Genomic DNA, 23,880 nt, shown 5'->3' with positions numbered 1-23,880 from the left:
ACTTATGTCTGACAAGCCGTTACAAAGCAAGCTCAAGAAGAAAAACTATGAGAAAGAGCTTGAGCGTCTGCAAATTGAACTAGTGAAGTGCCAGGAGTGGGTCAAACAGGAAGGCCTGAGAGTGCTGGTGATTTTTGAAGGCCGGGATGCGGCCGGCAAAGGCGGCACCATTAAGCGGATCACCGAGAAGCTCAACCCCCGTGTCTGTCGGGTGGTCGCCTTACCAAAACCGACAGAGAAAGAGAAAACCCAGTGGTATTTTCAGCGCTATGTGGAACAGCTTCCCTCTGCCGGCGAAATCGTACTGTTTGACAGAAGCTGGTATAACCGTGCCGGGGTCGAGAAGGTGATGGGCTTTTGCAGCGAAGAAGAATACGAAGAGTTTCTGCTGGCCTGCCCGGAATTCGAACGCATGCTGCAGCGATCCGGCATCATACTGATCAAATACTGGTTCTCGGTATCAGACGAAGAGCAGGAAAAGCGTTTTCTGGAACGCATCAATACCCCGATCAAGCGATGGAAATTCAGTCCGATGGATTTGGAATCACGCTCACGCTGGGCGGAATATTCGGCGGCAAAAGACAAGATGTTTGCCCACACAGATACTAAACAGAGCCCGTGGTGGGTGGTTGAAAGTGACGATAAGAAACAAGCCAGAATCAACTGTATTTCGCATTTCCTGAGCCAGATCCCCTATCAGGACATCCAGTATCCGGAAGTGATCCTGCCCGAGATCAACAAGAGTGGTTACACGCGACCGCCCATGGACGAGCAAACTTTTGTGCCGGATCGCTTTGATAAAAGCGACGATTAAGAGCAAACCGGGGAGCCGTATGACTCCCCCGATAACCTTCAGCGGTTATTATCCATGAAAATTTCCATTTCCTGTGGACTGGTATGGCGAATATCTTTGCCTTTAACGAAGTAAATGATGTATTCGCAGATATTCTGGCAGCGATCCCCCACCCGCTCAATGGAACGCGCCGACCACATCACTTGCAGCACATTCGGGATAGATCGCGGATCTTCCATCATATAGGTCATTAATTGCCGGATGATCGCCTCGTACTCTCTGTCAATCCGGTCATCTTCCTGATACACCCGAATCGCCGCTTTGACATCCATTCTGGCAAAGGCATCCAGTACTTCATGCAGCATACGGGCAGCATGCTGACCAAGGGCTTCCAGCGACACCAGCAGGTTGTATTGCTTATTGGTGAAGTTTTCCAGCGCCACTTTAGCAATGCTTTCTGCCACATCACCAATGCGTTCGAGATCAGTAATGGTTTTGATAATGGCAATCACCAGACGCAAGTCACTGGCGGTCGGCTGACGTTTGGCAATAATCCGGGTGCAGGCTTCATCAATCGCCACTTCCATCGCATTGACTTTATGATCATCTTTAATGACCCGGCGAGCCAGATCGACATCCTGCCTGTGCATTGCCTTGAGCGCATCTGTCAGCTGTTGCTCAACCAGTCCGCCCATAGCCAGGACATGGGTGCGTATACTCTCAAGCTCGGCATTGAACTGGCCGGAGATATGACGGCTAAGGCTCATATTGTCTAACATTGTCTCTACTCCTTATCCGTATCTGCCGGTGATGTAATCTTCCGTGCGTTTTTCTTTAGGGGTGGTGAAGATGTCATTGGTTGATGCGTACTCCACCAGCTCGCCCATGTGCATAAAAGCCGTGTTGTCTGAAACGCGGGCGGCCTGCTGCATATTATGGGTAACAATAATAACCGTGTACTTTTTCTTCAGGTCATTGATCAGCTCTTCAATGGTCAGCGTGGAGATCGGATCCAAGGCGGAGGTCGGTTCATCTAGCAAGATGACTTCCGGCTCAATCGCAATGGCGCGGGCAATCACCAAACGCTGCTGCTGGCCGCCGGATAAACCAAATGCATTCTCATGCAAACGATCTTTCACTTCATCCCACAGCGCGGCGCCGCGCAGTGAATTTTCTACCGCGTCATCCAGCACCCGGGTATTTTTCACCCCTTGCAGACGTAAACCGTAAACCACGTTTTCATAAATGGATTTAGGAAACGGATTGGGCCGCTGAAAGACCATGCCGACGCGACGGCGCAGGGCCGCCACATCCACATTCTGATCATAGATGTTTCTGCCATGCAGCATGATCTGCCCTTCAACCCGACAGCCTTCCACCAGCTCGTTCATCCGGTTAATACAGCGCAGCAGGGTGGATTTCCCACAACCGGACGGACCGATAAAGGCCGTGACCTGGCCTTTGGCAATCTTCATGTTGATAGTAAACAGCGCCTGCTTCTGACCATAATACAGATCCAGCCCGTCTATTGTCAGGGCGGTTTTTTCTTCTGGCAGTGCGGTCAGATCGACTGGCTTAAGCCAGTCCATACTGGCGTTGAATGAAAACATCTACGTCCTTCTCGTTATTGTTCCAGATCGCGGAATTTCTCCCGCAAATGATTACGAATACCAATGGCGGTCAGATTCAGACCAATAATGACAGTGACCAGCAGCAAAGAGGTCGCATAAACCAGAGGGCGCGCCGCTTCTACGTTCGGACTCTGAAAGCCGACATCATAGATATGGTAGCCAAGATGCATGAACTTTCGGTCTAAATGCAAATACGGAAACTGTGCATCTATCGGTAACGATGGCGCCATTTTCACAACACCGACTAACATCAGTGGTGCCACTTCTCCCGCCGCTCTGGCCACCGCGAGGATTAACCCCGTCATGATAGCCGGGCTGGCCATGGGGATCACAATCCGCCATAAGGTTTCGGCTTGTGTCGCGCCCAATGCCAGCGAGCCGTGACGAATGGCGGGCGGTATACGGGCCAAGCCCTCTTCGGTTGAGACTATCACCACAGGCAAGGTCAGAATCGCCAGTGTCAGCGCAGACCAGAGAATACCCGGCGTACCAAAAGTCGGCGCGGGTAACTGATCCGAAAAAAACAGCTCGTCAATGGTGCCGCCCACCATATAAACAAAAAAGCCCAGACCAAATACGCCATACACGATAGACGGCACACCCGCCAAATTGATCACAGCCACGCGAATTAAACGGGTAAAGCGGTTCTGTTTGGCATATTCATGAAGGTAAATCGCGGCCAGTACTCCCAAAGGCGTCACAATCACGCTCATCAGCAGTACCATCAGCACAGTGCCGAAAATGGCCGGAAACACGCCCCCTTCGGTGTTCGCTTCACGAGGCGCATCAGTGACAAAGTGACCGAGCTGACGTCCCCAGTGTGCCACTTTTTCAGAGAATGACATATCGTTGGGGTACCAGACGTCCAGTATATCCGCCAGCGGTATCTGTACCTCACGCCCTTCAGCGTCCTTCATCAGCAGCGACTGACCATCCAGTACCTGACGGACTTGTCCGAGCTCGTGCTCAACCTCACGCAGACGAGCCAGCAACTCCCCCCGTCGCGACTCGGACGTTTTATCACTGCTAGCTGCCAGCGACGCCAGTTGACGATTCAGCGGAATATACTGATTTTGCTGTAATTCCAGTATAGCTTCTTTGGCGGCCTCAGCCTGGCTCAGCCAGTCAGGTAATAAAGCAGCACTGTGACTGCTGCCATTAACCATCACTGCCTGCGGATAACCGTAAAACTTGCCGTTACGCAGCCTGTCAATCACTGCAACCCCATGCGCCACTTCCTTTGACCGGATTTGTGTATCGAGCAGGGTCACAAAGTCTAAATCGGCTAATTCACGGTTGCCGGTTTTGATCAGATAGCGGGCAATGGTCGTATTATCATTGCCCGCCAGCTCATACCCGGCTTCCAGTAACTGCTGGCGGGGCACCTGTTTGGTTTCATAAATTTCACCCACGATCACTTGCTGATGATCAGCCAGACTGACGTCAAACCGATACACCTGTGCCGGCCAGAAGTAACTCAATCCTTTCCAGCCTATCATGAGTAACAAACCCAGCACCGCCAGCAAACTCAGGCTGACAGTACCAGCCGTCAGCCAGATCCAGGGGGAGCCGGAACGCATCCATTTCAACATCTAATCAGTCACACAGCCTCTGCCCCGGTGATCATAGCGACTTGTATTTTTCACGCAGTCGCTGACGCACAATTTCAGCCAGGGTATTGAAGAAAAAGGTAAAAACAAACAGAACAAATGCCGCCAGAAACAGGACACGGTAATGCGCACTGCCGACTTCCGATTCCGGCATTTCTATAGCAATGGTTGCCGACAGCGTACGCAAACCTTCCAGTATGTTCCAGTCCATAATGGGCGTATTGCCTGTAGCCATCAGCACTATCATGGTTTCTCCCACCGCCCGTCCCAGCCCCATCATCACAGCGGAGAAGATCCCCGGGCTGGCGGTTAGCAGGACAACCCGGGTCAGGGTCTGCCAGGGGGTTGCCCCCAGTGCCAGCGAGCCGCTGCTCAGATGCGACGGTACCGAATAAATGGCATCTTCGGCAATGGTGAAAATGGTCGGGATCACCGCAAAGGCCATGGCGATCCCCACCACCAGCGCATTTCTCTGATCATAACCAATCCCCCAGTTATTGGTCAGATAACTGCGTATATCCCCGCCAAAGTAAGCTTGTTCAACCACAGGGCTTAGCGAGAAACAAAGGTATCCGGCCAGCACCAGCGTTGGCATCAGCAATAAAATATGCAGCCCGGTTGGCATTTTTCGCTGCCAGCCGCCTGGGAGCATAGCCCAACCCAGACCGACAGCCACCATCACCAGAGGCAGCACCAGCACGCTGAGCACTATGCCTATCAAATTATTTTCAACGATAGGCGCCAGCCAGATACCAGCCAGAAACCCCAGAATGACAGTCGGCAGGGCTTCCATGATCTCTATCGTCGGTTTCACCACTTTACGCATCGAAGAAGACATAAAATAGGCGGTATAGATAGCACCAGCCAGTGCCAGAGGAATCGCAAAACACAAAGCGTAAAAAGCCGCCTTCAGGGTGCCGAAAACAACAGGTATCAGGCTCAGCTTAGGCTCACTCTCGTCAGTACCAGAAGTGGACTGCCAGACATAATCCGGTTCCGGGTAACCTTCATACCAGACTTTCTGCCACAGGCTGCTGAAACTCACTTCCGGGTAAGGGTTGGAGACCTTAAATAACTGCCACTGCTGCTCTGAGATCGCCAGCAACCTGTCGGCACGGGGCGAGACAGCCATCAGATCGGGCGTTTGACTGAACAGCCGGGATTCCAGTACAGGAGCAGGTGAATCCGCCATGTAATATCCCGTAAGCCTGCCGCCATCCTGAACAGCGAGAAAGCCTTTGCGGTAATACTCAGGCACCACCAGATGCAGAGCACCTGAATCGGCTGAAAAGGTGCGAGCAGGTATCAGCTGGCGTTGCCCCGTACTCACCACTTCAAACCATTGCGTGACTTTGCCGTCATTACCGGTAATTAACAGCGAATTAGCACCAGAAAGTGCCGTCATGGCGACCGGATCCCCCGCCCCCTGACTGACATCTGTTTGTTGGCGAATCCGCCCTACGGTATGCCGCAGATCAATCACAGTAACTTGTCGGCCATTAAGCACATACACAGTGCGGCCATCCGGCGTCACCACCATATCCGTTACCGGATGCCCGATTGCCGGCATAGCAAGCTGGGTTTCCTGCCACGCCTGTTCACCGGTATCCAGACCACTGCCACGATGGAAAACCTTGGCAACAAGCCGCTGATCCTGTGTGACACCAACCAAAGCCGCGACCTGGCGACGCACTGAAACCGCCAGCTGAACCAGAGGCTGCCCCTGAGTATCAAGCTGAATATAAGAGGATGTCAGGGGCTTGCTCATCATCAGCTTACCCTGTCTGATCAGCGGCTTCACCACAGTGACGCCACCTGACTGATCACCATAGGCAAACACGTGCTCGTTAGGCAAAGCCGCAGCGAAGCTGGTCGGGTTAGCCATCACAGCCTGCTGCTGTGTAACCGCTTGCTGTCCCTCACGGGCACTGAGTGCGACCAGGCTGATCTGCCCCTCAGAGGAGAAGTGAAAAGCATGGGTGTTCTGTTCATTGACACGCACTGCAGCGGTTTGTGTCAGCGGAATAGAAAACGACTGAACAGGCGTGATCCTGGCCGGTGCAAACACAGGCACGATCACATAAAGCAGATAGAAAAAGATCAGGACAAGAGTCAGAAGGACAGATATTCCACCGGCAATCACTCCATAACGCGCAAACCTGTCTTTTCGTTGACGGTTACGGTTATTGTCAGTCAAAAATGCACCGGCATCTGCCATTCTCACCCCATGTAAGTTACAAACTGACAAAGTATATGTCTGTTAGATGACAGTAATATTACAGCGACTTGCGGTTTATTGCTGCCCTTTTTATTGTGAGAGACTGATGGAATGACTGACATCAATTTGCAACAAAATTTCCGTATTCTTAATGATTTATGACGGTAGCCGAATTCCGGTGACTCAGTAGGTATCCTGTCTGGACATAATCTGATCGTGGTCAGATAATGAATTTAACCGCTACCAGAAGGAGACGCGACATGAAACACCTTGTCATTACAGTCATTGGTCAGGATCGCCCGGGATTAGTGGGGGCATTATCAGATACTGTTTATCAGCATAAAGGCAACTGGCTGGGCAGCAGTATGAGCAAATTGGCAGGTCAGTTTGCCGGTATTCTTCAGGTCGATATCCCGGAAGAGTCCGTCAAGCCCTTACGGCAGGCTATGTCCAAGCTTGATGGTCTGAACATTCATATCGCCGAGGATACCAAGATCACGGCGCCTCCCGCTCAACTGCAGCAGCTCACAGTCACAGGCAACGACCGCTCAGGCATCGTCAAAGAAGTCACCACTCGCCTTGGCGAGCTGGGGATCAATATTCACAAGCTAAAAACCGACACACACAGTGCACCCAACTGGGGCTACCCCATCTTCACTGCCTGGTTTGAACTTGAAATCCCGGCAGAAGTGGCTGTCTCGACCGTACAGCAGCAGCTGGAAAGTCTGGCCGATGATCTGACAATAGATTTCGAAGAACCCGAAAGTAGTGAAGCGCACTAAAGGGCTGTTGTCCTTTCAAAACTGAAAGACAGGCCGCTCTCTCTGCTGTTGATTCTGATGTTAGGAAAACCATGAGTACTGAACCGCTGTATATTGACAAAGAACTTAGCTGGCTGTCTTTTAATGAACGAGTCCTCCAGGAAGCGGCGGACAAATCAGTACCGCTGATTGAACGAGTCCGTTTCCTGGGTATTTTTTCCAGCAATACCGATGAGTTTTATAAAGTCCGCTTTGCCGATGTCAAACGACGTATTCTGATCACCCAGGAGCAGAGCGGCAACACCAATGCCAAGCACCTGCTGAGCAAGATCCAGAGCCGGGTTCTGAAAATGAATCAGGACTTCGATACCCTGTATAACGAAATCCTGCTTGAAATGGCCCGCCGCCATATTTTCCTCATCAACGAACAACAGGTCGATGACAACCAGGTTGAGTGGCTGAAACGGTATTTCCGCCACACCATTTTGCCTCACGTGACACCGATTTTACTGACTGACGATATCGATCTGCTGCAGTTTCTCAAGGATGAATATACCTATCTGGCGATCGACATGAAGCAGGGGGACAACAGCCAGTATGCCTTGCTGGAAATTCCGACCGACCAGCTACCGCGCTTTATTAAAGTTCCTGAGTCCAAAGGTAAAAACAGAAAAACACTGATTCTGTTAGATAATATTATCCGGCTGTGCCTGGATGATATTTTCAAGGCTTTTTTCGATTACGACAGTCTGGCGGCCTATTCGATGAAGATGACCCGGGATGCCGAGTACGATCTCAGCCAGGAAGTTGACCACGGTATCTTGGAACTGATGTCAGAAGGGCTGAATCAACGCCTGACGGCTATGCCGGTACGTTTTGTCTATCAGCGCGATATGCCGGGGGAACTGATAGAAAAACTGTGCGGCTTGCTGAAAGTGTCCAGCTACGACAGCATTATTCCCGGCGGCCGCTATCACAACTTCAAAGATTTCATCAGTTTTCCGAACATTGGCCGAAGCTACCTGGAAAACAAACCCTTACCGGCTCTGGACAGTTACCATTTTGTCAGCGCCAGAAATGCGTTTGAAGCCATCAAGGCGCAAGATATCCTGCTGTACTACCCGTACCACAAATTCAACCACATGACGGAATTTGTCCGTCAGGCCGCGTTCGATCCTAAAGTCCGCAGCATCCATATCAATATTTACCGGGTCGCCAAAAACTCGCGCATCATAGATTCTATGATAGATGCCGCCAATAACGGCAAACAGGTCACTGTGGTGGTTGAACTGCAGGCGCGTTTTGACGAAGAAGCCAATATCGAATGGGCCAGACGCCTGACCGAATCGGGTGTGCGTGTCGTGTTCAGCGTACCTGGACTGAAAATTCACTCTAAACTGTGCCTGATCACACGCCAGGAAGACGATGCCATCGTCCGCTACGCACACATAGGCACAGGCAACTTCCATGAGAAAACAGCACGGATTTATACCGATTTCTCGCTGTTCACCGCCGATCCTGAGCTGACCAACGAAGTGCGTCAGGTATTTAGCTTTATTCAGAACCCGTACCGGCCGGTAAAGTTCAATCAGCTGATAGTCTCGCCGCGCAACTCGCGCAGCCGTCTGTATGAACTCATCGACAGAGAAATTGCCAACGCCAAGCAAAAACTGCCGGCAGCCATTACACTCAAGGTAAACAATCTGGTTGATAAGGGACTGATTAACCGCCTCTATCAGGCCAGCAGCGCTGGTGTTCGCATTGATATGATCATTCGTGGCATGTGTTCTCTGGTGCCGGGTATTACCGGTATCAGCGACAACATACGGATCATCAGTATCGTTGACAGGTTCCTGGAACACCCCAGAGTCATGGTGTTCGAAAATAATGGCGAGCCCGAAGTGTTCATCTCGTCCGCAGACTGGATGACACGCAATATCGACAACCGTATTGAAGTTGGCTGCCCGATAAGGCAACCTGAGCTGAAGCAGAAAATCATCGACATACTTAACATCCAGTTCTCAGACACAGTCAAAGCAAGAATTCTGGATAAGTCGATGAGCAACAATTACGTACCGCGCGGTAACAAGCGGAAAATCAGATCGCAGATTGCCATCTACGACTACCTGAAACAGTCTGAAAAAAAGATGCAAAAACAAGCCAGCCAGATAGCTGAAACGATGGCCTCCGAAGAGAATAATGAAAACGCAGCATGATAGAAATTGAGCGTCCCCGCGAAATAGCAGCAATAGATATGGGCTCAAACAGCTTCCATATGGTGGTCGCCCGGGTAGTGGGCCATAGCCTGCAGATTGTCAGCCGGCATAAACAGCGTGTGCATCTGGCTGAAGGACTCAACGACAATATGGATCTGGATCAGGCTGCCATTCAGCGCGGCCTGAGTTGTCTGACAATGTTTGCCGAACGCTTGCAGGGTTTTGCGCCGGAAAACGTCCGCATCGCGGCGACCTATACCCTCAGGCAAGCAAGGAATGCCCATGTTTTCCTAAAACGGGCTGAACGCGTACTTCCCTATCCCATTGAAATCATTCCCGGCACAGAGGAAGCGCGTCTGATTTATCTGGGGGTCGCCCATACACAGCACGAACCGGGCCGCAAACTGGTGGTCGATATTGGCGGCGGCAGTACCGAACTGATTATCGGCGAAGGCTTTGATCCCCAGCTTCAGTACAGCAAACACATGGGCTGTGTGAGTTATAACCAGCACTTTTTCCCCAACGGCAAAATTTCCGCCAAAGCCATCACCAAAGCCCAGATGGCAGCGCTACAGAAAATGGAAAGCATCGCCAGCAAGTATCGCAAAATGGGCTGGGATACGGCCATTGGTTCCTCGGGTACCATCAAAGCCATTCGGGAAGTGGTCATCGCCCAGGGACATGCCGACGGGGTGATCACCAGAGAGCGGCTGGACGAGGTGGTCAAACAGGTTTCCGCCTGCAAACAGAGTTCTGAGTTAAACCTGCCCGGACTGACCGAAGATCGAAAACCGGTTTTTGCGGCAGGTGTCGCCATCTTAAGCGCGGTATTCAGCGCACTGAAAATCGACACTATGATTTTTTCCGATGGCGCGCTGCGTGAAGGGCTGCTGTATGAAATGGAAGACAGGTTCCGTCAAAGTGATATCAGAAGCCGGACGGCCACTGCGATGGCAGCGCAGTATAACGTGGATATCGATCAGGCCAACCGGGTAAAAAACACAGCAGAGCACTTGTACAGCCAGATTGCTGATCCGTCCGCCAGTCATACGCCTGAGCTGGCATCGCTGCTCAGCTGGGGCGCATTACTGCATGAGGTCGGGCTGAGTATCAGCTATCCCGGCTTTCACCGCCATTCCGCGTATCTGTTGCGCCACAGTACTATGCCAGGCTTCAATCTTGAGCAACAGACAGTACTGGCGACCTTAGTGCGCTTTCAGCGCAAACCACTCAAGCTCGATGAAATGCCAGAGCTGACCATTTACAACCGCAAACACATCTATCCGATGATCCGCGCCTTGCGACTGGCCGTCGCCCTGCATGGACAGCGCTCTGATGAGCCGCTGCCAGCACTTACCCTGAGCGCTGATAAAGAAAAATGGCAGCTCACCCTGCCTGATGGCTGGCAGGGTAATAACCGTTTACTGGCGGCCGATCTGGCGAAAGAGCGGGATTACTGGCAAAAAACCGGTTGGGAGCTGTCAATTTCGCCGGAAGAAGAATGTGAATAGACAGGTCAAGCGAAAACCATCGCAGTCTTAGTAACCTACCCAATCCCCGCTTTGGCGGGAATTATCGTTTGAGCCTTTAACAGATACTGAGACTTACTCAGCATCTGCCAGCCCCAGCGCCGCCAGCTCTCTGGCGATCACAGCCGCGGGTAAAGGCACGTAGCCGTCCTTATCCACCAGTTGCTGACCGTCACTGGATAAAATGAACCGCAGGAATTCCGCATCCAGTTTAGGTAAGGGTTTGCCGGGCGCTTTATTAACGTAAATCAGCAGATAACGCGCTAGCGGGTAGCTGCCGTTGGCCGCATTGGCTTTGGTGGCCGCAATAAAAGGACCATCCCCCTGAGCGATAGGTAATGCCCGGATCCCTGAGGTCCGATAGCCAATGCCCGAATACCCTATGGCATTGAGCGAGGTCGATACCGACTGCACCACAGAAGCCGAACCCGGTTGCTCGTTGACATCATTGCGGAAATCGCCGTTGCACAAGGCTTTTTGCTTGAAATAACCATAAGTGCCTGAGACGGAGTTACGGCCAAAGCGCTGGATATCACGCTGCGCCCAGCGGCCGGTTAACCCCAGCTGCCCCCAATGTGTGATTGGCGAATTGGCACCGCAACGCAAAGTACGGGAGAACACCGCATCCAGTTCCCGGTATCGCAGCCCCTGCAAGGGATTATCTTCATGCACAAAGACGGCAAGTGCATCAATCGCAACCCGAACCGCCGTAGGCTTATACCCGTAATTCTGTTCAAAAGCAGTCATTTCCCGGCTCTTCATCGGGCGGCTCATCGGGCCAAGCTGGGCTGTGGCTTCGATCAGTGCGGTCGGCGCGGTGGATGAGCCCGCCGCCTGCACCTGAACGTTCACATTAGGATAGCGCTGCATAAACGCTTCCGACCAGTAAGTCACCAGGTTGGCAAAGGTATCGGAGCCGACAGACGTCAGCACACCGGCTACGCCTTCGACGTTCTGATAAGGAGCAGGCGCCGGCGCATCTTGTGCAAGAGCATGGCCACCACTCAACAGGCTCATCGCGCCCAGCCAGCCCCACTTCAATGTCGCCACCCAGCCTTTGTGTTTCATTTACCGCTCTTCTCCTCTGCCGGCCCCCAGGGCCGGCTGTATATCATCCCAACCTGAATCAGGCTGCCTTCGCAATCAGGCGCTGCGGCAGCGTAAACGAGAAAGTACTTCCCTCGTCAACCACACTTTCAATTTCGAGAAACGCATCATGGTGACTCAGGGCATGTTTCACGATTGCCAGCCCCAGGCCGCTGCCGCCCGTTTCACGCGAGCGTGCCTTATCAACCCGGTAGAAACGTTCGGTCAGCCGGTGGATATGCTGCGGCTCAATGCCACTGCCGGTATCTGTGACCTCCAGTCGCGGACCTTTAGGCGACAGGAACCAGCGTACCGTCACTTTGCATTCAGGCGGCGTGTGCTTAACTGCGTTATAGACCAGATTCGAAATGGCGCTACGCAGTTGATCGGCATCGCCAAATACCTGAAGTGACTCATCGACATTAAATTCAAAGAGTTGATTTTTATCGCCACTGAGCGAGATGGCCTCTTTTTCGAGCACATCCAGCATGGCGGGTACATCGACTCTGTCTTCCAGCTCCAGATGAGGAGCCGCTTCGATTTTGGACAGGGTCAGTAATTGCTCCACCAGCGAATTCATCCGCGTCAGCTGCTCTGTCATCACGCCGTGGGCTTTTTCCCACATCGGGCCAACCAGCATATCCGGGTCCCGGGACATTTCCAGATAGCCCTGCAGTACTGTCATAGGGGTGCGCAGTTCGTGCGAAACATTGGCAAAAAAGTTGCGACGCATCCCTTCCAGTTGCTTGAGCTGCGAGATATCACGCACCACCATCAGGTATTCACCTTCGGTATAACGCATGATACGTAACTCCAGCGTGCGGTCGTAATTGAGCGGCGAGGTGATTTCCAGCGGATCTTCAAAATCCTGTTTGGCCAGATAGCGGACAAAATCCGGGCTGCGCAGCAGGTTACTGACCGGCTGGCCGGCATCGTCCGGCCAGCGAAGGCCCAACAGATTCTGCGCCAGTTTGTTGCACCAGACGATATTGCCCTCGCTGCGAAAAACCACCACCGCATCCGGCAGAGATTCAGCGCCATTGCGAAAGCGGCGGATTAAGGTCGCCAGTTCGCGGCGGCGGCGGCGGTTTCTTTGCTGCAGGCGGTAAATACCGTTAAACAGCGGCTCCCAGCTGCCCGAACCGGATGGCGGAGTCAGGCTGCGATCCGTCCACAGCCAGCGGGACATTTTAAGTTGATGATGACAGTGCCAGCCCAGCAGAATCCAGCTGGCCGCCAGCAAAAACCAGGGCATATAACCAACAATCAGCCCGAGGATAACCCAGGGGAAATAAAAAAAAGCCAGTTCCCGGACCAGCTTTTTCCATGACAAGCGTTCTACCATTCACCTCTCCCGCCAGTAACTGCGGCTTAACCCGGCCGTACAACCAGCTACTGACTCATCGTCCTTTTGTGTGGTCATTACACCCTTGTTGAAAAACGGTATCCGGCACCACGCACCGTCTGTACCATTTTATCGTGTCCGCCGCACTCCAGTGCCTTGCGCAAGCGACGGATATGCACATCAACCGTTCTGTCTTCAACATAGACATTGGTGCCCCAGACATTGTTCAGCAGTTGTTCGCGGCTGTATACCCGCTCCTGATGCGTCATAAAGAAATGCAGCATCTTGAACTCTGTCGGCCCCATATCCAGCGGGTCATCATTGGAAGTCACACGGTGTGAGACAGGGTCCAGTTTCAGTCCCTGCACGTCTATCACATCATCCAGTGACGTCGGTGACACACGGCGCATCACGGCTTTCAGACGAGCCATCAGCTCTTTGGGAGAGAAAGGTTTGGTGATGTAGTCATCCGCGCCCACTTCCAGCCCACGTACTTTATCTTCTTCCTCACCACGCGCTGTCAGCATCACAACGGGAATGCTGCGGGTGACCTCATCGCGCTTGAGGTGTTTAATCAGATTGATCCCTGACCCGCCCGGCAACATCCAGTCGAGCAGAATCAGCTCAGGAAAAGGTTCACAGATCTTCTCCAGCGCAGAATCATAGTCTTCTGCTTCAATTGTCTGATAACCTTTTTGTTCCAGCACAAAGCACAGCATTTCGCGGATCGGTGCTTCATCCTCAACCACTAGAATCCGTCTAACCATAATCTCGATACCTAAGTCATAGCTCTCTGTCTGGCGCCATTATCCGAATAAAGTATGACACTTTTGTGACCAAGAGGCGAAAAGCTTCACCCGATTGCTATCAAACTGTCATGATATCCGCGATTTATCCCGCTTAGCCCAGGATCCGTACCCGACTGCGGCCACCGCCCATGGCTTCGACCGCCACCTGGACACCAATGCGTTCCACCAGTGTGCCGACATGGGAGATCACCCCAATCTGGCGGCCATCGGCCTGTAAGGCGTCCAGACAGGCCAGTGCCATTTCCAGGCTGTCAGGATCCAGGGTGCCGAACCCTTCATCGATAAACAGCGAACCCAGCTGGCGGGTATCAGCCGCCAGTGAAGCCAGCGCCAGCGCCAGTGCCAGCGATACCAGAAAGCTCTCCCCGCCGGATAATGACTCAACACTGCGCACTTCATCGCCCATATCATGGTCGACAACCTGCAACGCCAGCGGGCTGCCCGGCACAGGCTGAAGGGCATAGCGCGGCGCCAGATCCTGCAAATGCTCATTGGCCAGAAGTACCAGTTGCTGTAATGTCAGTCCCTGCGCCAGCGTTCTGAATTTATTCCCATTGGCAGAACCTATCAGCTCACTCATTTCCAGCCAGAGTTCAGTACTCGCTTGCTGCTGTTGCAACTGCTGAGTCAGAGTACCGGCCAGTTGTTCGGCCTGCTCCGCCTGCACCACACGCTGTCGCTGGGTAAAATGCTGCTCTTCCAGTGCCTGCTTGTCCGCTTGCCACTGAGCCTGATGCTCACTCTGGCGTTCAGCCTCCGGCGCCATACCCTGCGCGGTCAGCCAGGCTTTGGCGGCATCCACACTGGGCTGATGATCTTTCAGCGACTGCTCCCGCTCGGACAACCGGGTCTGGGCGGCGGCCTGTGCCTGCTCAATCACTCGCAGCGCCGCTTTTTCCTCAGCCAGCCACGCCTCATCCTTGCTTAGCAAGGTCATCAGTTCCTGCTCCGACATCCCCAGCTTCTGATGCCAGCTCTGCCAGCGCTGCAGCACTGAACTGTGCGCTGTTTGGGCCTCTTGTAATTGTTGCTGCGTGCTGTTTAAGGCCGACTGAGTGGCGGCATGGCGCTCACCGGCCTGCCGCTGCTGCTGCTCGCTGGTGCTGAGTGACTGACGGGCCGCTTCCACTACGGCTTTATGCTGCGATTCTATAGGAGTGAGTGCCTGCTCACCCACCAGTGCTTTTCTTTCCTGCCATAGCTGCTCAAGCTGGCTCTTGAGTGCCGCTTGTTTGTTCTTCGCTTCTGCCAGTTGTGTCTGCAGATTCTGAATACGGGTCAGGCGCTGCGCCAGCTCCGGGGCCAACGCATGCAGCTGTTTGTCTGTGGTGATCAGATCCTGCTGGCACTTAAGGTAATCCTCCGCCTGCCGGGTTAACTGCAGGGTATATTGCTCTTCTCCCTGCTGACGCAAGCCCTCCAGCCAGACCTCGCTGCCGAACTGTTTGTTCAGGGTCTCGGCTCGCTGACCGAGCAGGGTCTGCTGTTCAACGCACTGCTCTTCCAGCGAGGTCAGTCTGGCTTGCCGGCCTGCTTCTGCCTGAGCTAACTGGTGGATGTCATGCGCGAGTTTGTTTTCAGCCTGTACCACTTGCTGATACTGCTGCTCCAGTTCTCTGGCCTGCCGCAAGTGTAACTGACCGCTTTCATACTGCTGCTGAAGCTGACGCAGTTGCGGGGATAATTGCCCGGCTTCATGTTGCCAGGCAGTCAGCTGTTCACGCAGTGAGGCCAGGGGCATCTGTTCAGTAAACTCAATGTGCAATGCCTTGGCGCAATCGGCTGCCTGAACCGCCATCTTCGCAGCTACCGCAGCGATACTGGCCAGCTCGTCATTGATCACCGCCAGGCGTTGAGTGTATTGCGGTACCAGCTGCGCCAGATGATGGCGTTCACCTTCCAGCGCTTGTAACTGCTTCGCCAGTGCCTGCCGGCGTTGATTATGCTGTTCCAGCACGCTATCGACTGCCGGATGACTGGCGGCATAAGGATGATCAAGCCCGCCGCACAAAGGACATGGCTCATCCTGTTTCAGCAGGCTACGGTAATCGCTCAGCTGCAGCACGGCCTGACTTTGCTGAAACTGATATTCAGATTCTTCCGCCCGTGCACTGAGCAGACTCAACTCGGGCACTAATGCCTGCAATTTCTGCTCTGTCTGCAGACGGGCTGACTCCAGATCCTGTCGCTCCTGCATCAGCCGGCCTTGCTGATCCAGCAAGCCACACCATTCCTGTGTGGCGGCCATCGCCTGACGCAGATCATCAAGACGTTGCTGATGGCGGCGGTAAGCCTGCTGACTCTGCTCCTGCGCCGCGCTCACCTCGTCGACATTCAGCTCAGTCCGCTGTTTTTCCAGCTGTTGCCGCTGTGTCAGCAGGTGCTCACTCTCTTGTTTCAGCTTGCTGTCATTGAGCCGGTATGCCTGCTGCTCCTGCAACCCTTGCTGCATGTCTTTCCTGAGCCGGGACAAGGAACGGTGGGCGGTCAGATATTGTTTCAGGTTATCCAGCACAGGCTGGAACTGTTCGGCTACCGCAGCCAGAGTACGATTGTCTTCCAGTTGCTTGGACAACTGCTGGCCCTGCGCCTGCAACTGCTGCTGTGCACTCTGCTGGTGCCGGTATTCCCTGTCTTCCTGCTCCAGTTGCTGTTGCAGCGCCTGAGCATCCTGCACCAGCAGCTGATGTTGCTGCTCCAGCCCCTGTCGCTGTTGATCCAGCATCTGTGCCTGTTTCAGCCTGGGCTCCAGCAGCAGCCAGTCTTGCTGTGCCTGTTCGAGTGACTGCCGGGCTTGCACTACGGCCTGATCGGCATCCAGTCGCTGCTGCTGATCCTGCGCTAACGCTTGCTGAGCGTCGTTCAGTGAGGCCTGCAAACGGCCGATTTGCTGCACAGACTGGGTCAGCAAAGTAAAGTCTGCCCGCGCCGGCTGGGCTGTATCAAGCTTAGCCAGATATTCAGTGCGGGGAGTGGCCTGCGTACTGTGTGCGATCGCCTCAGTCAGCGCCTGCTGACTCTGCGCCACCCGCTCCTGCAGCGTTTTCTCTGTGCTCAGCGTCTGCTGATGCTGGCTCAGCGCCGCCAGCCGCGCATCAAGCTCGGCCAGCTGGGTTTTCAGGGCAGTGATCTGCGCGTTCAATACCAGTTTTTCATCGTCACTGAGCAAGGCAATATCACCCAGCTTTTCCTGCAGCTGTTGCAGTTTCAGTTTCTCTTCTCTGGCTCTTTCGTAAGCGGCCACCGACAGCCGGCCGTAAATTTCACCGCCTGTCATGCGCTCGAGCAAAGACGCGCGCTCATCAGAAGCCGCTTTCAGAAATGCCGCGAACTCGCCCTGCGGCAACATCACGGCCCGGCGGAACTGCTCAAAGGTCAGGCCGATCAGACGCTCGATTTCCAGCTGCACTTCTTGTTTTTTACCCGCAAACCGCTGCCCGGACTCCAGGTTTTCCAGCCATTGCTCAGAAGGCTGCACACGCCCTTCCGCATTGCCTCTGGCCCGGCGGACCTGCCAGTGTGCCCGCCAGCGGGAGCCGTCATTGGCCTGAAAGTCGACCTCGGAAAACGCTTCCGCTTTGCCCCGCGACAGAATACTGCGGACATCGTTGGCTCTGATACGGTTCTCGTCGTCGCCGCGTCCGATTTCCGCATCATTTTTTTTGTTCGACTGTAAACGCGGAATGCGGTCGTATAACGCCAGACAAATCGCATCCAGTAAGCTTGATTTGCCTGCCCCGGTTTTGCCGGTAATGGCAAACAAACCGGCCTCGCCCAGACGCCCGTTGGCAAAATCAATCTCAAACTGTGTTTGTAAGCTGGCGAGATTTTCGCCCCTCAAAGCCAGAATTTTCATCGTCTCTGTCTGCCGTTATTTATCTTCTTCGTCGTCAATGCGCGTGAGTAATGTCTCGAATGCCTCACACATCGCACTGGGTGGCTGTCCGTCATATTTCTGTTGCCAGCTCAGGGCAAAAACCTGCTGCGGACTCACTTCAGACAAGCGCTGATGTTCAAGCGAAGGCGCGTCTTGCTGCTGACGATAATGGGTGGTTATCTTCGCCAGCCGGACTGCTTTCCCCTCCAGCGCCTGCAGCACTTTCTCCCGCAGCATCGCCTGAGGTTTATCAAGCAGCACCGGCACTTCCAGATAAGGATGGGTTTCCCTCGGACCATCCCCGCTTGCTAACGCTTTCAGGGCGTTCAGAGCCTGATCCAGCGGCTGAGGTTCAGCCGGAACTCTGAGCATATCAACCACTCTGGGTACCGGGATCGGGGTAATACCCGACAGGCTTTCCCCGTCAAGCTCCAGCAATACCACCTGGTGCTTGTAGTGGCGTTCAGACATCGACAAAGGCAGCGGCGAGCCGCAATACCGTATGTGCTCTTTTTTCGCGACCCGCTGGGCAAGATGAAGATGGCCCAGCGCGGCATAGCAGAGATCATCAGGGAAGACAGAGGCTGGCAATGCATGCTGGTTACCGCCCAGCACCCGGCGCTCAGACATTTCAGATAACTGGCCGGAAGCCATATAGACATGCCCCATGCCAATCAGTGCCTGACCTGGCTGCTGAACCTTCCGGGCGGCGTCGGTCACCTGCTGGTAGAGCGTTTCGACACCTTTGATCAGGCGATCGTCATCTTCGCTGAGATCGTCAGTACGCAGATCACTGCTGCGCAGAAACGGCACCGCCAGCACCCAGGCTGTCGTAGCGCCGCTGCGGTTGGTCAGCGGCACCAGCAATCTGTCCATCTCCAGCCGGCCCTGATCATCGCGGCTGATACCACCGACCAGATGCAGGTCAAAGGCTTTTAACAGTTCATGAGGCGCATCCAGCTTGCTGGGCGAATCATGATTGCCGCCCGTCATCACCACGTTCAGCTCTGGCAGGGTTTTCGCTAACCGGGCCAGAAAACGGTACAGCATACGCCAGGCACTGGCTGGCGGATTGGCGCTGTCGAAAATATCGCCGGCCACCAGCAGGGCATCGACCTGTTCGCGTTCCAGCGTATCGGCCAGCCAGTCTAGAAACTGCTGGTGCTCATAATCGCGCTGATAGCCATGTAATTGATGCCCGAGGTGCCAGTCTGAGGTGTGAAGTATTTTCATGCCGTTAGTGTAAATACTGAGAGATCCAGAGAAAAGATAAGGGCCGATTGTACCTCAGCCAAGTGCTATCACGGTCAGATCAACAGAAAAAATTGCGACTGCCAGACACGATTTTCTACCGCCAGGCCACGGGAATACCGACGGCAGCCTCTGTCCGTGCTGCTTGCAAACCTCACTGAACCTAGCAAAGTGAGGCAACTTGGGTATAAGATTGTCGGCCCAATGCACACACCTAGGATCAGTCACAACTATGCTGTGGTTTAAAAACCTGCTTACCTATCGCTTCAGTCGCGAGATTGACTTCAAACCGGAAGAGCTTGAGAAGCAACTGGAAGAATTCCGCTTTACCCCTTGTGGTAGCCAGGATATTCAAAAATTCGGCTGGGTTTCAGCACTGGGCAAACACGGTGATATGTATACTCACCTTGCCGGGGACAACATTCTGATCTGTGCCCGCAAAGAAGAAAAAATGCTACCCGCCTCTGTGATCAAAGAATCACTGAATGCCAAAGTGGAGATGCAGGAGAAAGAACAGGGCCGTAAACTAAAGAAAAATGAAAAAGACACCCTGAAAGATGAGATCGTGATGGATCTGCTGCCTCGCGCTTTCAGCCGTCAGAGCCACACCTATGCGCTGATCATGCCTGCGCAGGGATTGTTGCTGGTTGATGCCGGCAGCTTCAAAAAAGCCGAAGATCTGCTTGGCTTGCTACGTAAATCCATCGGCAGCCTGCCGGTTGTGCCTGTGACTGTGGCCAAACCAGCCGCGCAGACACTGACAGAATGGGTGCGCTCCGGCGAGTCCCCTAACGGTTTTACCATAGGTGAAGAAGCCGAGCTGAAAGCCATTCTGGAAGACGGCGGCGTGATCCGCTGTAAGCAGCAGGACCTGAGCTGTGATGAAATTCTGGCCCATATCGAAGCCGATAAAGTGGTAACCAAACTGGCTATCAACTGGCAGGAGCGCATCGATTTTGTGCTGGGCGACGATCTGTCACTCAAGCGCCTGAAATTTTCCGATGAGCTGAGAGAGCAAAATGACGACATCGACCGTGAAGACATGGCGCAGCGTCTGGATGCTGATCTGTCATTAATGTGCGGTGAGCTGTCCGCCATACTGCCTAACCTGTTTGAAGAACTGGGCGGTATGGAAGAACGCGTCTGACAACGCATTGCCTTTTCAAGGGGGCGGCCAGGCGGGGGTTACCGAGCACAAATGCCAAATCTGTGCACATTTCACGAACCCCACCCTAACCCTCCCCTTGCCAAAGGGAGGGAATCATTGTGATTCCTGCAATCGGTTCAGTCCCTCCCCCTTTTCAAGGGAAGAAATCCTCACAAACACTCGCTTAAGCGTGATTCACCGGCTTGACAGTAAAGCGACCGACATCCACCGCCACCACTTCCACTTCCCGGCCTTTTTCTACCTGCTCACCGGTGTAATCGCTGCTGAGTACCAGTTTCCAGCTGATGCCGGAATACTTTACTGTCCCCGGCTGTTCATGGCTGAGTGCGGTATCAAGCCGGAACGTCAGGCCGATAAAATCACTGCTGATATTTTGTTTCGGTTTTTCCGCTTTCTGCGAGCGTTTCAGCGGTTTCCACAACAGCAGCGTCAATACGCCCGCGCCGATACCGCTGACCGCCACCAGGGCTGTCATGGTTTCAGGTACCACACCCACCAGTGCCAGCGTACCGGTCAGGATGGCTGACACACCAAGGGCCAGCAAAACAATAGTCGACAGCCCCAGCATCCAGACCTCGACGGCCAGCAGGATAAGGCCGATCACTATGGTCAGCTGAGCCGGGCTCAGTCCAAAAAAATCCGTCATCATTACTGTTCCTCTTGCGGGTCGGTTCTTTTAGCCGAATTGCCCTGCTGACGGTTGAGCTGGTGAATAATGGTCATGGCTTCTGCCACGATGTTTGACGCAGAAGAAGAAGCATCAGGCAGCAGAACAACAGAGGATTCTTTCGCAATCGCTTCTTTGGCCTGAATGGCCTTGCCCGCCAGATCCAGCTGGATTGCCTTCTGGCCTTCTTCGGTAGATGCCACCCGGCCGATAATCGCCAGCGCATCGGCTTCGGCTTTCGAGACCGCCAGAATAGCCTGGGCTTCACCTTCGGCTTTGAGAACCTGCTCGGATCTTTCCGCTTCTGCTGCCAGTACCCGGGCCTGCTTCATACCCTCGGCAATATTGATCTCGCTCTGGCGCTTACCTTCAGATTCAAGAATAACCGCCCGCTTTTCACGCTCAGCTTTCATCTGGCGCTCCATGGCGTCCAGTACTGAACGTGGCGGCTCAATATCTTTGATTTCATATCGCAGTACCTGAACACCCCATGGCAAGGCGGCATCGTTGATGGCAGACACAATCGCCGTATTGAGATTCTCACGCTCTTCGAACGTCTTATCCAGGTCCATTTTCCCCACTTCACTGCGCATGGTGGTCTGCGCCAGCTGGGTGACAGAGAAAATATAGTTGTCGACGCCATAGCTGGCTTTGTAAGGGTCGATCAGCTTGATATAGAGCACCCCGTCAACAATCAGGGAAATGTTATCTTTGGTAATGGCCGACTGGCTCGGGACATCGTACGCCTGCTCTTTCAGGGTCTGGGTGTAGGCAACCCGGTCAATCATAGGCACGATAAAATTCAGACCCGCTTCCATGGTTTTGTGGTATTTACCGAATCGTTCAACGACCACAGCAGTATTTTGCGGAACAAACTTAATAGAAGAACGCAGTATGACAATTACCAGTATTGCCATCACCACCCAAATACTAAACACAGACGAAATGATCGACGCTATATCCATTTTTTTATATCCAACTCAATGCAATAAGAAAACACCGTTAATAAGTAAACTTAAACGGCTAAGACCCCTAATACTCTTACCGCTAACATAAAAAGTATGAGACATGGCTCACATCCATTTTAAGCAGCTGTCATCTTTTGTGCTACTTAATACCCTTATCAAGATTCAGGATATTTGCCAGATCCCCGCCTTCACAGTAAAATTCGCCCTCTGTTTTCCGCCTCCCATGAATTCGCCCTGTCGGTGAGCAGGAGTGCGGCCTGATCTGACATCAGACTTTGACCCAAAAGGGAAACCCGAGTTATGTTTAAACCTGAATTGTTATCGCCTGCCGGCAGCCTGAAGAACATGCGCTATGCCTTCGCCTACGGTGCCGATGCCGTGTATGCAGGCCAGCCCCGTTACAGCCTGCGTGTACGCAACAATGAGTTCAACCACGACAACCTGAAGATAGGTATCGACGAAGCCCATGCCCAGGGTAAAAAGTTCTACGTGGTGTGCAACATTCAGCCGCATAACTCCAAGCTTAAAACCTTTATCCGCGATCTGACCCCGATTGTCGACATGGGCCCTGACGCCTTAATCATGTCTGATCCCGGCCTGATCATGATGGTCAGAGAAAGCTTCCCTGACATGCCTATCCACTTGTCGGTGCAAGCCAATGCAGTTAACTGGGCGACGGTAAAATTCTGGTCAACGCAAGGGATTGAACGGGTGATTCTTTCCCGCGAGCTGTCGCTGGAAGAAATCGAAGAAATCCGTGAAAAATGCCCGCAAACCGAACTGGAGATCTTTGTTCACGGCGCACTTTGCATGGCCTACTCAGGTCGCTGCCTGCTGTCTGGCTATATGAATAAGCGGGATCCCAATCAGGGCACCTGTACCAACGCCTGCCGCTGGGAATACAAGGCGGAAGCCGCCAAAGAAGACGATGCCGGCCAGATTGTAGAAGTGCAACAAGCCGCTTCCGCGGTACAAATGCAGGACGTCGCGCCCACACTGGGTGAAGGCAAGCCGACTGATCAGGTCATTTTGCTGAGCGAAAGCCACAAACCGGATGAAAAAATGGCCGCGTTTGAAGATGAGCACGGCACCTATATCATGAACTCCAAAGATCTTCGCGCGGTTCAGCATGTTGAGCGCCTGAGCAAAATGGGCGTACATTCGCTGAAAATTGAAGGCCGTACCAAGTCTTTCTACTACTGCGCCCGCACGGCACAGGTGTACCGTAAAGCGATTGATGATGCCGCGGCCGGCAAGCCGTTTGACGAAAGCCTGATGTCGACACTGGAAAGTCTGGCTCACCGTGGCTACACCGAAGGCTTCCTGCGTCGTCACACCCATGATGCTTACCAGAATTACGACTATGGTTACTCTATTTCGGATAACCAGCAGTTCGTGGGTGAATTTACCGGCAAGCGCCGCGGTGCACTGGCGGAAGTCGAAGTCAGAAATAAATTTCTGGTGGGTGACAGCCTGGAGCTGATGACACCGAACGGTAATGTCACCTTTACGCTGGAACACATGGAAAACCGTAAATCCGAAACCATTGAAGATGCCAAAGGCAGCGGACATTTTGTGTTTATTCCGGTTCCGGAAGATCTGGCGCTACCGTTCGCGTTACTGATGCGCAATCTCAACGCTGGCGCTACCACCCGTAACCCTAACGCGGTCTGACAGGCTTCTGTTCGCCACCGTATTGCTGTTCCTCTGCAATACGGTGGCAGACTAACTACTCACCGTCACATTGGGAATATCTGAGCATTTGATAGGAATAGTGTACCGCACACCCTGCTGCACCATTTCCTGCTGGCATACAGGCTCTGTCGTTACCTCCGTCCATCCCCAGCCCAGTAAGATAGAAACAACAATCAACGCTATGGGGTCTAATCGCACCTTCATTTACCACTCCCCCGCACAATCCAGGAGCCACTGTTCACAATGGCCATTGATA

The 23,880-nt window shown here is 53.4% G+C and carries 18 protein-coding genes; 6 read left to right on the top strand and 12 right to left on the bottom strand.

Annotation, left to right across the window (positions count from 1 at the left end; all coding sequences use genetic code 11):
• Positions 1–4: 4 nt before the first annotated feature.
• Complete coding sequence (gene ppk2, locus IFO68_RS16680) at positions 5–814, top strand: polyphosphate kinase 2 (protein ID WP_192016967.1); 810 nt, start codon at positions 5–7, stop codon at positions 812–814.
• Positions 815–852: 38 nt separating this feature from the next.
• Here the strand turns inward: ppk2 and phoU are convergent, their stop codons facing one another.
• The 4 genes from phoU to IFO68_RS16660 are packed head-to-tail and all read right to left on the bottom strand — an operon-like array spanning position 853 to position 6,252.
• Entirely contained in the window at positions 853–1,572 is a 720-nt protein-coding gene (phoU, locus tag IFO68_RS16675; RefSeq protein ID WP_027252979.1) for a phosphate signaling complex protein PhoU, read from the bottom strand.
• Between the two features lie 12 nt (positions 1,573–1,584).
• Positions 1,585–2,403 (bottom strand): phosphate ABC transporter ATP-binding protein PstB, encoded by an 819-nt coding sequence (gene pstB, locus IFO68_RS16670; protein WP_192016966.1) that lies wholly within the window; start codon positions 2,401–2,403, stop codon positions 1,585–1,587.
• A gap of 14 nt (positions 2,404–2,417) precedes the next feature.
• The gene (gene pstA / locus IFO68_RS16665; RefSeq protein WP_192016965.1) at positions 2,418–4,016 is read right to left on the bottom strand and encodes a phosphate ABC transporter permease PstA; all 1,599 of its coding nucleotides are present in this window, start codon (positions 4,014–4,016) and stop codon (positions 2,418–2,420) included.
• A gap of 31 nt (positions 4,017–4,047) precedes the next feature.
• Positions 4,048–6,252 (bottom strand): ABC transporter permease subunit, encoded by a 2,205-nt coding sequence (locus IFO68_RS16660; RefSeq protein WP_192016964.1) that lies wholly within the window; start codon positions 6,250–6,252, stop codon positions 4,048–4,050.
• A gap of 260 nt (positions 6,253–6,512) precedes the next feature.
• On the opposite strand from IFO68_RS16660, the gene IFO68_RS16655 reads away from it, so the two are divergent.
• From IFO68_RS16655 to ppx, 3 genes are all read left to right on the top strand, one after another.
• On the top strand, positions 6,513–7,034 hold the full coding sequence (locus IFO68_RS16655; RefSeq protein ID WP_192016963.1) for a glycine cleavage system transcriptional repressor: 522 nt from the start codon (positions 6,513–6,515) through the stop codon (positions 7,032–7,034).
• A 71-nt stretch (positions 7,035–7,105) separates the two neighbouring features.
• Positions 7,106–9,229 carry a polyphosphate kinase 1 gene (gene ppk1 / locus IFO68_RS16650; protein WP_192016962.1) on the top strand — a complete coding sequence of 708 codons (2,124 nt, stop codon included), beginning with the start codon at positions 7,106–7,108 and terminating at the stop codon, positions 9,227–9,229.
• A complete protein-coding gene (gene ppx, locus IFO68_RS16645; RefSeq protein WP_192016961.1) occupies positions 9,226–10,740 on the top strand; it encodes an exopolyphosphatase in 1,515 nt (504 codons plus the stop codon). Before ppk1 ends, ppx begins: the two co-directional genes overlap by 4 nt.
• Before the next feature lie 93 nt (positions 10,741–10,833).
• On the opposite strand, the gene IFO68_RS16640 is transcribed toward ppx, so the two are convergent.
• From IFO68_RS16640 to IFO68_RS16620, 5 genes are all read right to left on the bottom strand, one after another.
• Entirely contained in the window at positions 10,834–11,775 is a 942-nt protein-coding gene (locus tag IFO68_RS16640) for a PstS family phosphate ABC transporter substrate-binding protein (protein ID WP_272872735.1), read from the bottom strand.
• A 109-nt stretch (positions 11,776–11,884) separates the two neighbouring features.
• Complete coding sequence (gene phoR, locus IFO68_RS16635; RefSeq protein WP_192016959.1) at positions 11,885–13,189, bottom strand: phosphate regulon sensor histidine kinase PhoR; 1,305 nt, start codon at positions 13,187–13,189, stop codon at positions 11,885–11,887.
• A 77-nt stretch (positions 13,190–13,266) separates the two neighbouring features.
• Entirely contained in the window at positions 13,267–13,956 is a 690-nt protein-coding gene (gene phoB / locus IFO68_RS16630; RefSeq protein WP_046218890.1) for a phosphate regulon transcriptional regulator PhoB, read from the bottom strand.
• 133 nt (positions 13,957–14,089) lie between these two features.
• On the bottom strand, positions 14,090–17,854 hold the full coding sequence (locus IFO68_RS16625; protein ID WP_192016958.1) for an AAA family ATPase: 3,765 nt from the start codon (positions 17,852–17,854) through the stop codon (positions 14,090–14,092).
• 15 nt (positions 17,855–17,869) lie between these two features.
• On the bottom strand, positions 17,870–19,108 hold the full coding sequence (locus IFO68_RS16620) for an exonuclease SbcCD subunit D C-terminal domain-containing protein (RefSeq protein ID WP_192016957.1): 1,239 nt from the start codon (positions 19,106–19,108) through the stop codon (positions 17,870–17,872).
• Between the two features lie 253 nt (positions 19,109–19,361).
• Here IFO68_RS16620 and rdgC point away from each other — a divergent pair, with 253 nt between their 5' ends.
• A complete protein-coding gene (gene rdgC / locus IFO68_RS16615) occupies positions 19,362–20,273 on the top strand; it encodes a recombination-associated protein RdgC (RefSeq protein WP_192017055.1) in 912 nt (303 codons plus the stop codon).
• 184 nt (positions 20,274–20,457) lie between these two features.
• On the opposite strand, the gene IFO68_RS16610 is transcribed toward rdgC, so the two are convergent.
• Complete coding sequence (locus tag IFO68_RS16610; protein ID WP_192016956.1) at positions 20,458–20,943, bottom strand: NfeD family protein; 486 nt, start codon at positions 20,941–20,943, stop codon at positions 20,458–20,460.
• Entirely contained in the window at positions 20,943–21,926 is a 984-nt protein-coding gene (locus tag IFO68_RS16605; RefSeq protein WP_192016955.1) for an SPFH domain-containing protein, read from the bottom strand. The genes IFO68_RS16610 and IFO68_RS16605 overlap by 1 nt, the downstream gene beginning before the upstream one ends.
• A gap of 303 nt (positions 21,927–22,229) precedes the next feature.
• Here IFO68_RS16605 and trhP point away from each other — a divergent pair, with 303 nt between their 5' ends.
• On the top strand, positions 22,230–23,603 hold the full coding sequence (gene trhP / locus IFO68_RS16600; RefSeq protein WP_192016954.1) for a prephenate-dependent tRNA uridine(34) hydroxylase TrhP: 1,374 nt from the start codon (positions 22,230–22,232) through the stop codon (positions 23,601–23,603).
• Positions 23,604–23,654: 51 nt separating this feature from the next.
• Here trhP and IFO68_RS16595 read toward each other — a convergent pair whose 3' ends face one another.
• Entirely contained in the window at positions 23,655–23,828 is a 174-nt protein-coding gene (locus IFO68_RS16595) for a hypothetical protein (protein ID WP_155804892.1), read from the bottom strand.
• Positions 23,829–23,880 lie beyond the last annotated feature (52 nt).

The organism is Photobacterium arenosum, assembly GCF_014841115.1.
In the GTDB taxonomy this organism is placed as follows: domain Bacteria; phylum Pseudomonadota; class Gammaproteobacteria; order Enterobacterales; family Vibrionaceae; genus Photobacterium; species Photobacterium arenosum.
Note: the sequence above shows the minus strand (reverse complement) of the source record. Positions and strands in the feature narration are given on the sequence as shown.

Excerpts from the sequence above, each read along its gene's own strand:
- ppk2 (WP_192016967.1), top strand. The coding sequence starts at position 5 with ATGTCTGACAAGCCGTTACAAAGCAAGCTCAAGAAGAAAAACTATGAG.
- phoU (WP_027252979.1), bottom strand. The coding sequence starts at position 1,572 with ATGTTAGACAATATGAGCCTTAGCCGTCATATCTCCGGCCAGTTCAAT.
- pstB (WP_192016966.1), bottom strand. The coding sequence starts at position 2,403 with ATGTTTTCATTCAACGCCAGTATGGACTGGCTTAAGCCAGTCGATCTG.
- pstA (WP_192016965.1), bottom strand. The coding sequence starts at position 4,016 with ATGTTGAAATGGATGCGTTCCGGCTCCCCCTGGATCTGGCTGACGGCT.
- IFO68_RS16660 (WP_192016964.1), bottom strand. The coding sequence starts at position 6,252 with ATGGCAGATGCCGGTGCATTTTTGACTGACAATAACCGTAACCGTCAA.
- IFO68_RS16655 (WP_192016963.1), top strand. The coding sequence starts at position 6,513 with ATGAAACACCTTGTCATTACAGTCATTGGTCAGGATCGCCCGGGATTA.
- ppk1 (WP_192016962.1), top strand. The coding sequence starts at position 7,106 with ATGAGTACTGAACCGCTGTATATTGACAAAGAACTTAGCTGGCTGTCT.
- ppx (WP_192016961.1), top strand. The coding sequence starts at position 9,226 with ATGATAGAAATTGAGCGTCCCCGCGAAATAGCAGCAATAGATATGGGC.
- IFO68_RS16640 (WP_272872735.1), bottom strand. The coding sequence starts at position 11,775 with ATGAGCCTGTTGAGTGGTGGCCATGCTCTTGCACAAGATGCGCCGGCG.
- phoR (WP_192016959.1), bottom strand. The coding sequence starts at position 13,189 with ATGGTAGAACGCTTGTCATGGAAAAAGCTGGTCCGGGAACTGGCTTTT.
- phoB (WP_046218890.1), bottom strand. The coding sequence starts at position 13,956 with ATGGTTAGACGGATTCTAGTGGTTGAGGATGAAGCACCGATCCGCGAA.
- IFO68_RS16625 (WP_192016958.1), bottom strand. The coding sequence starts at position 17,854 with ATGAAAATTCTGGCTTTGAGGGGCGAAAATCTCGCCAGCTTACAAACA.
- IFO68_RS16620 (WP_192016957.1), bottom strand. The coding sequence starts at position 19,108 with ATGAAAATACTTCACACCTCAGACTGGCACCTCGGGCATCAATTACAT.
- IFO68_RS16610 (WP_192016956.1), bottom strand. The coding sequence starts at position 20,943 with ATGATGACGGATTTTTTTGGACTGAGCCCGGCTCAGCTGACCATAGTG.
- IFO68_RS16605 (WP_192016955.1), bottom strand. The coding sequence starts at position 21,926 with ATGGATATAGCGTCGATCATTTCGTCTGTGTTTAGTATTTGGGTGGTG.
- trhP (WP_192016954.1), top strand. The coding sequence starts at position 22,230 with ATGTTTAAACCTGAATTGTTATCGCCTGCCGGCAGCCTGAAGAACATG.
- IFO68_RS16595 (WP_155804892.1), bottom strand. The coding sequence starts at position 23,828 with ATGAAGGTGCGATTAGACCCCATAGCGTTGATTGTTGTTTCTATCTTA.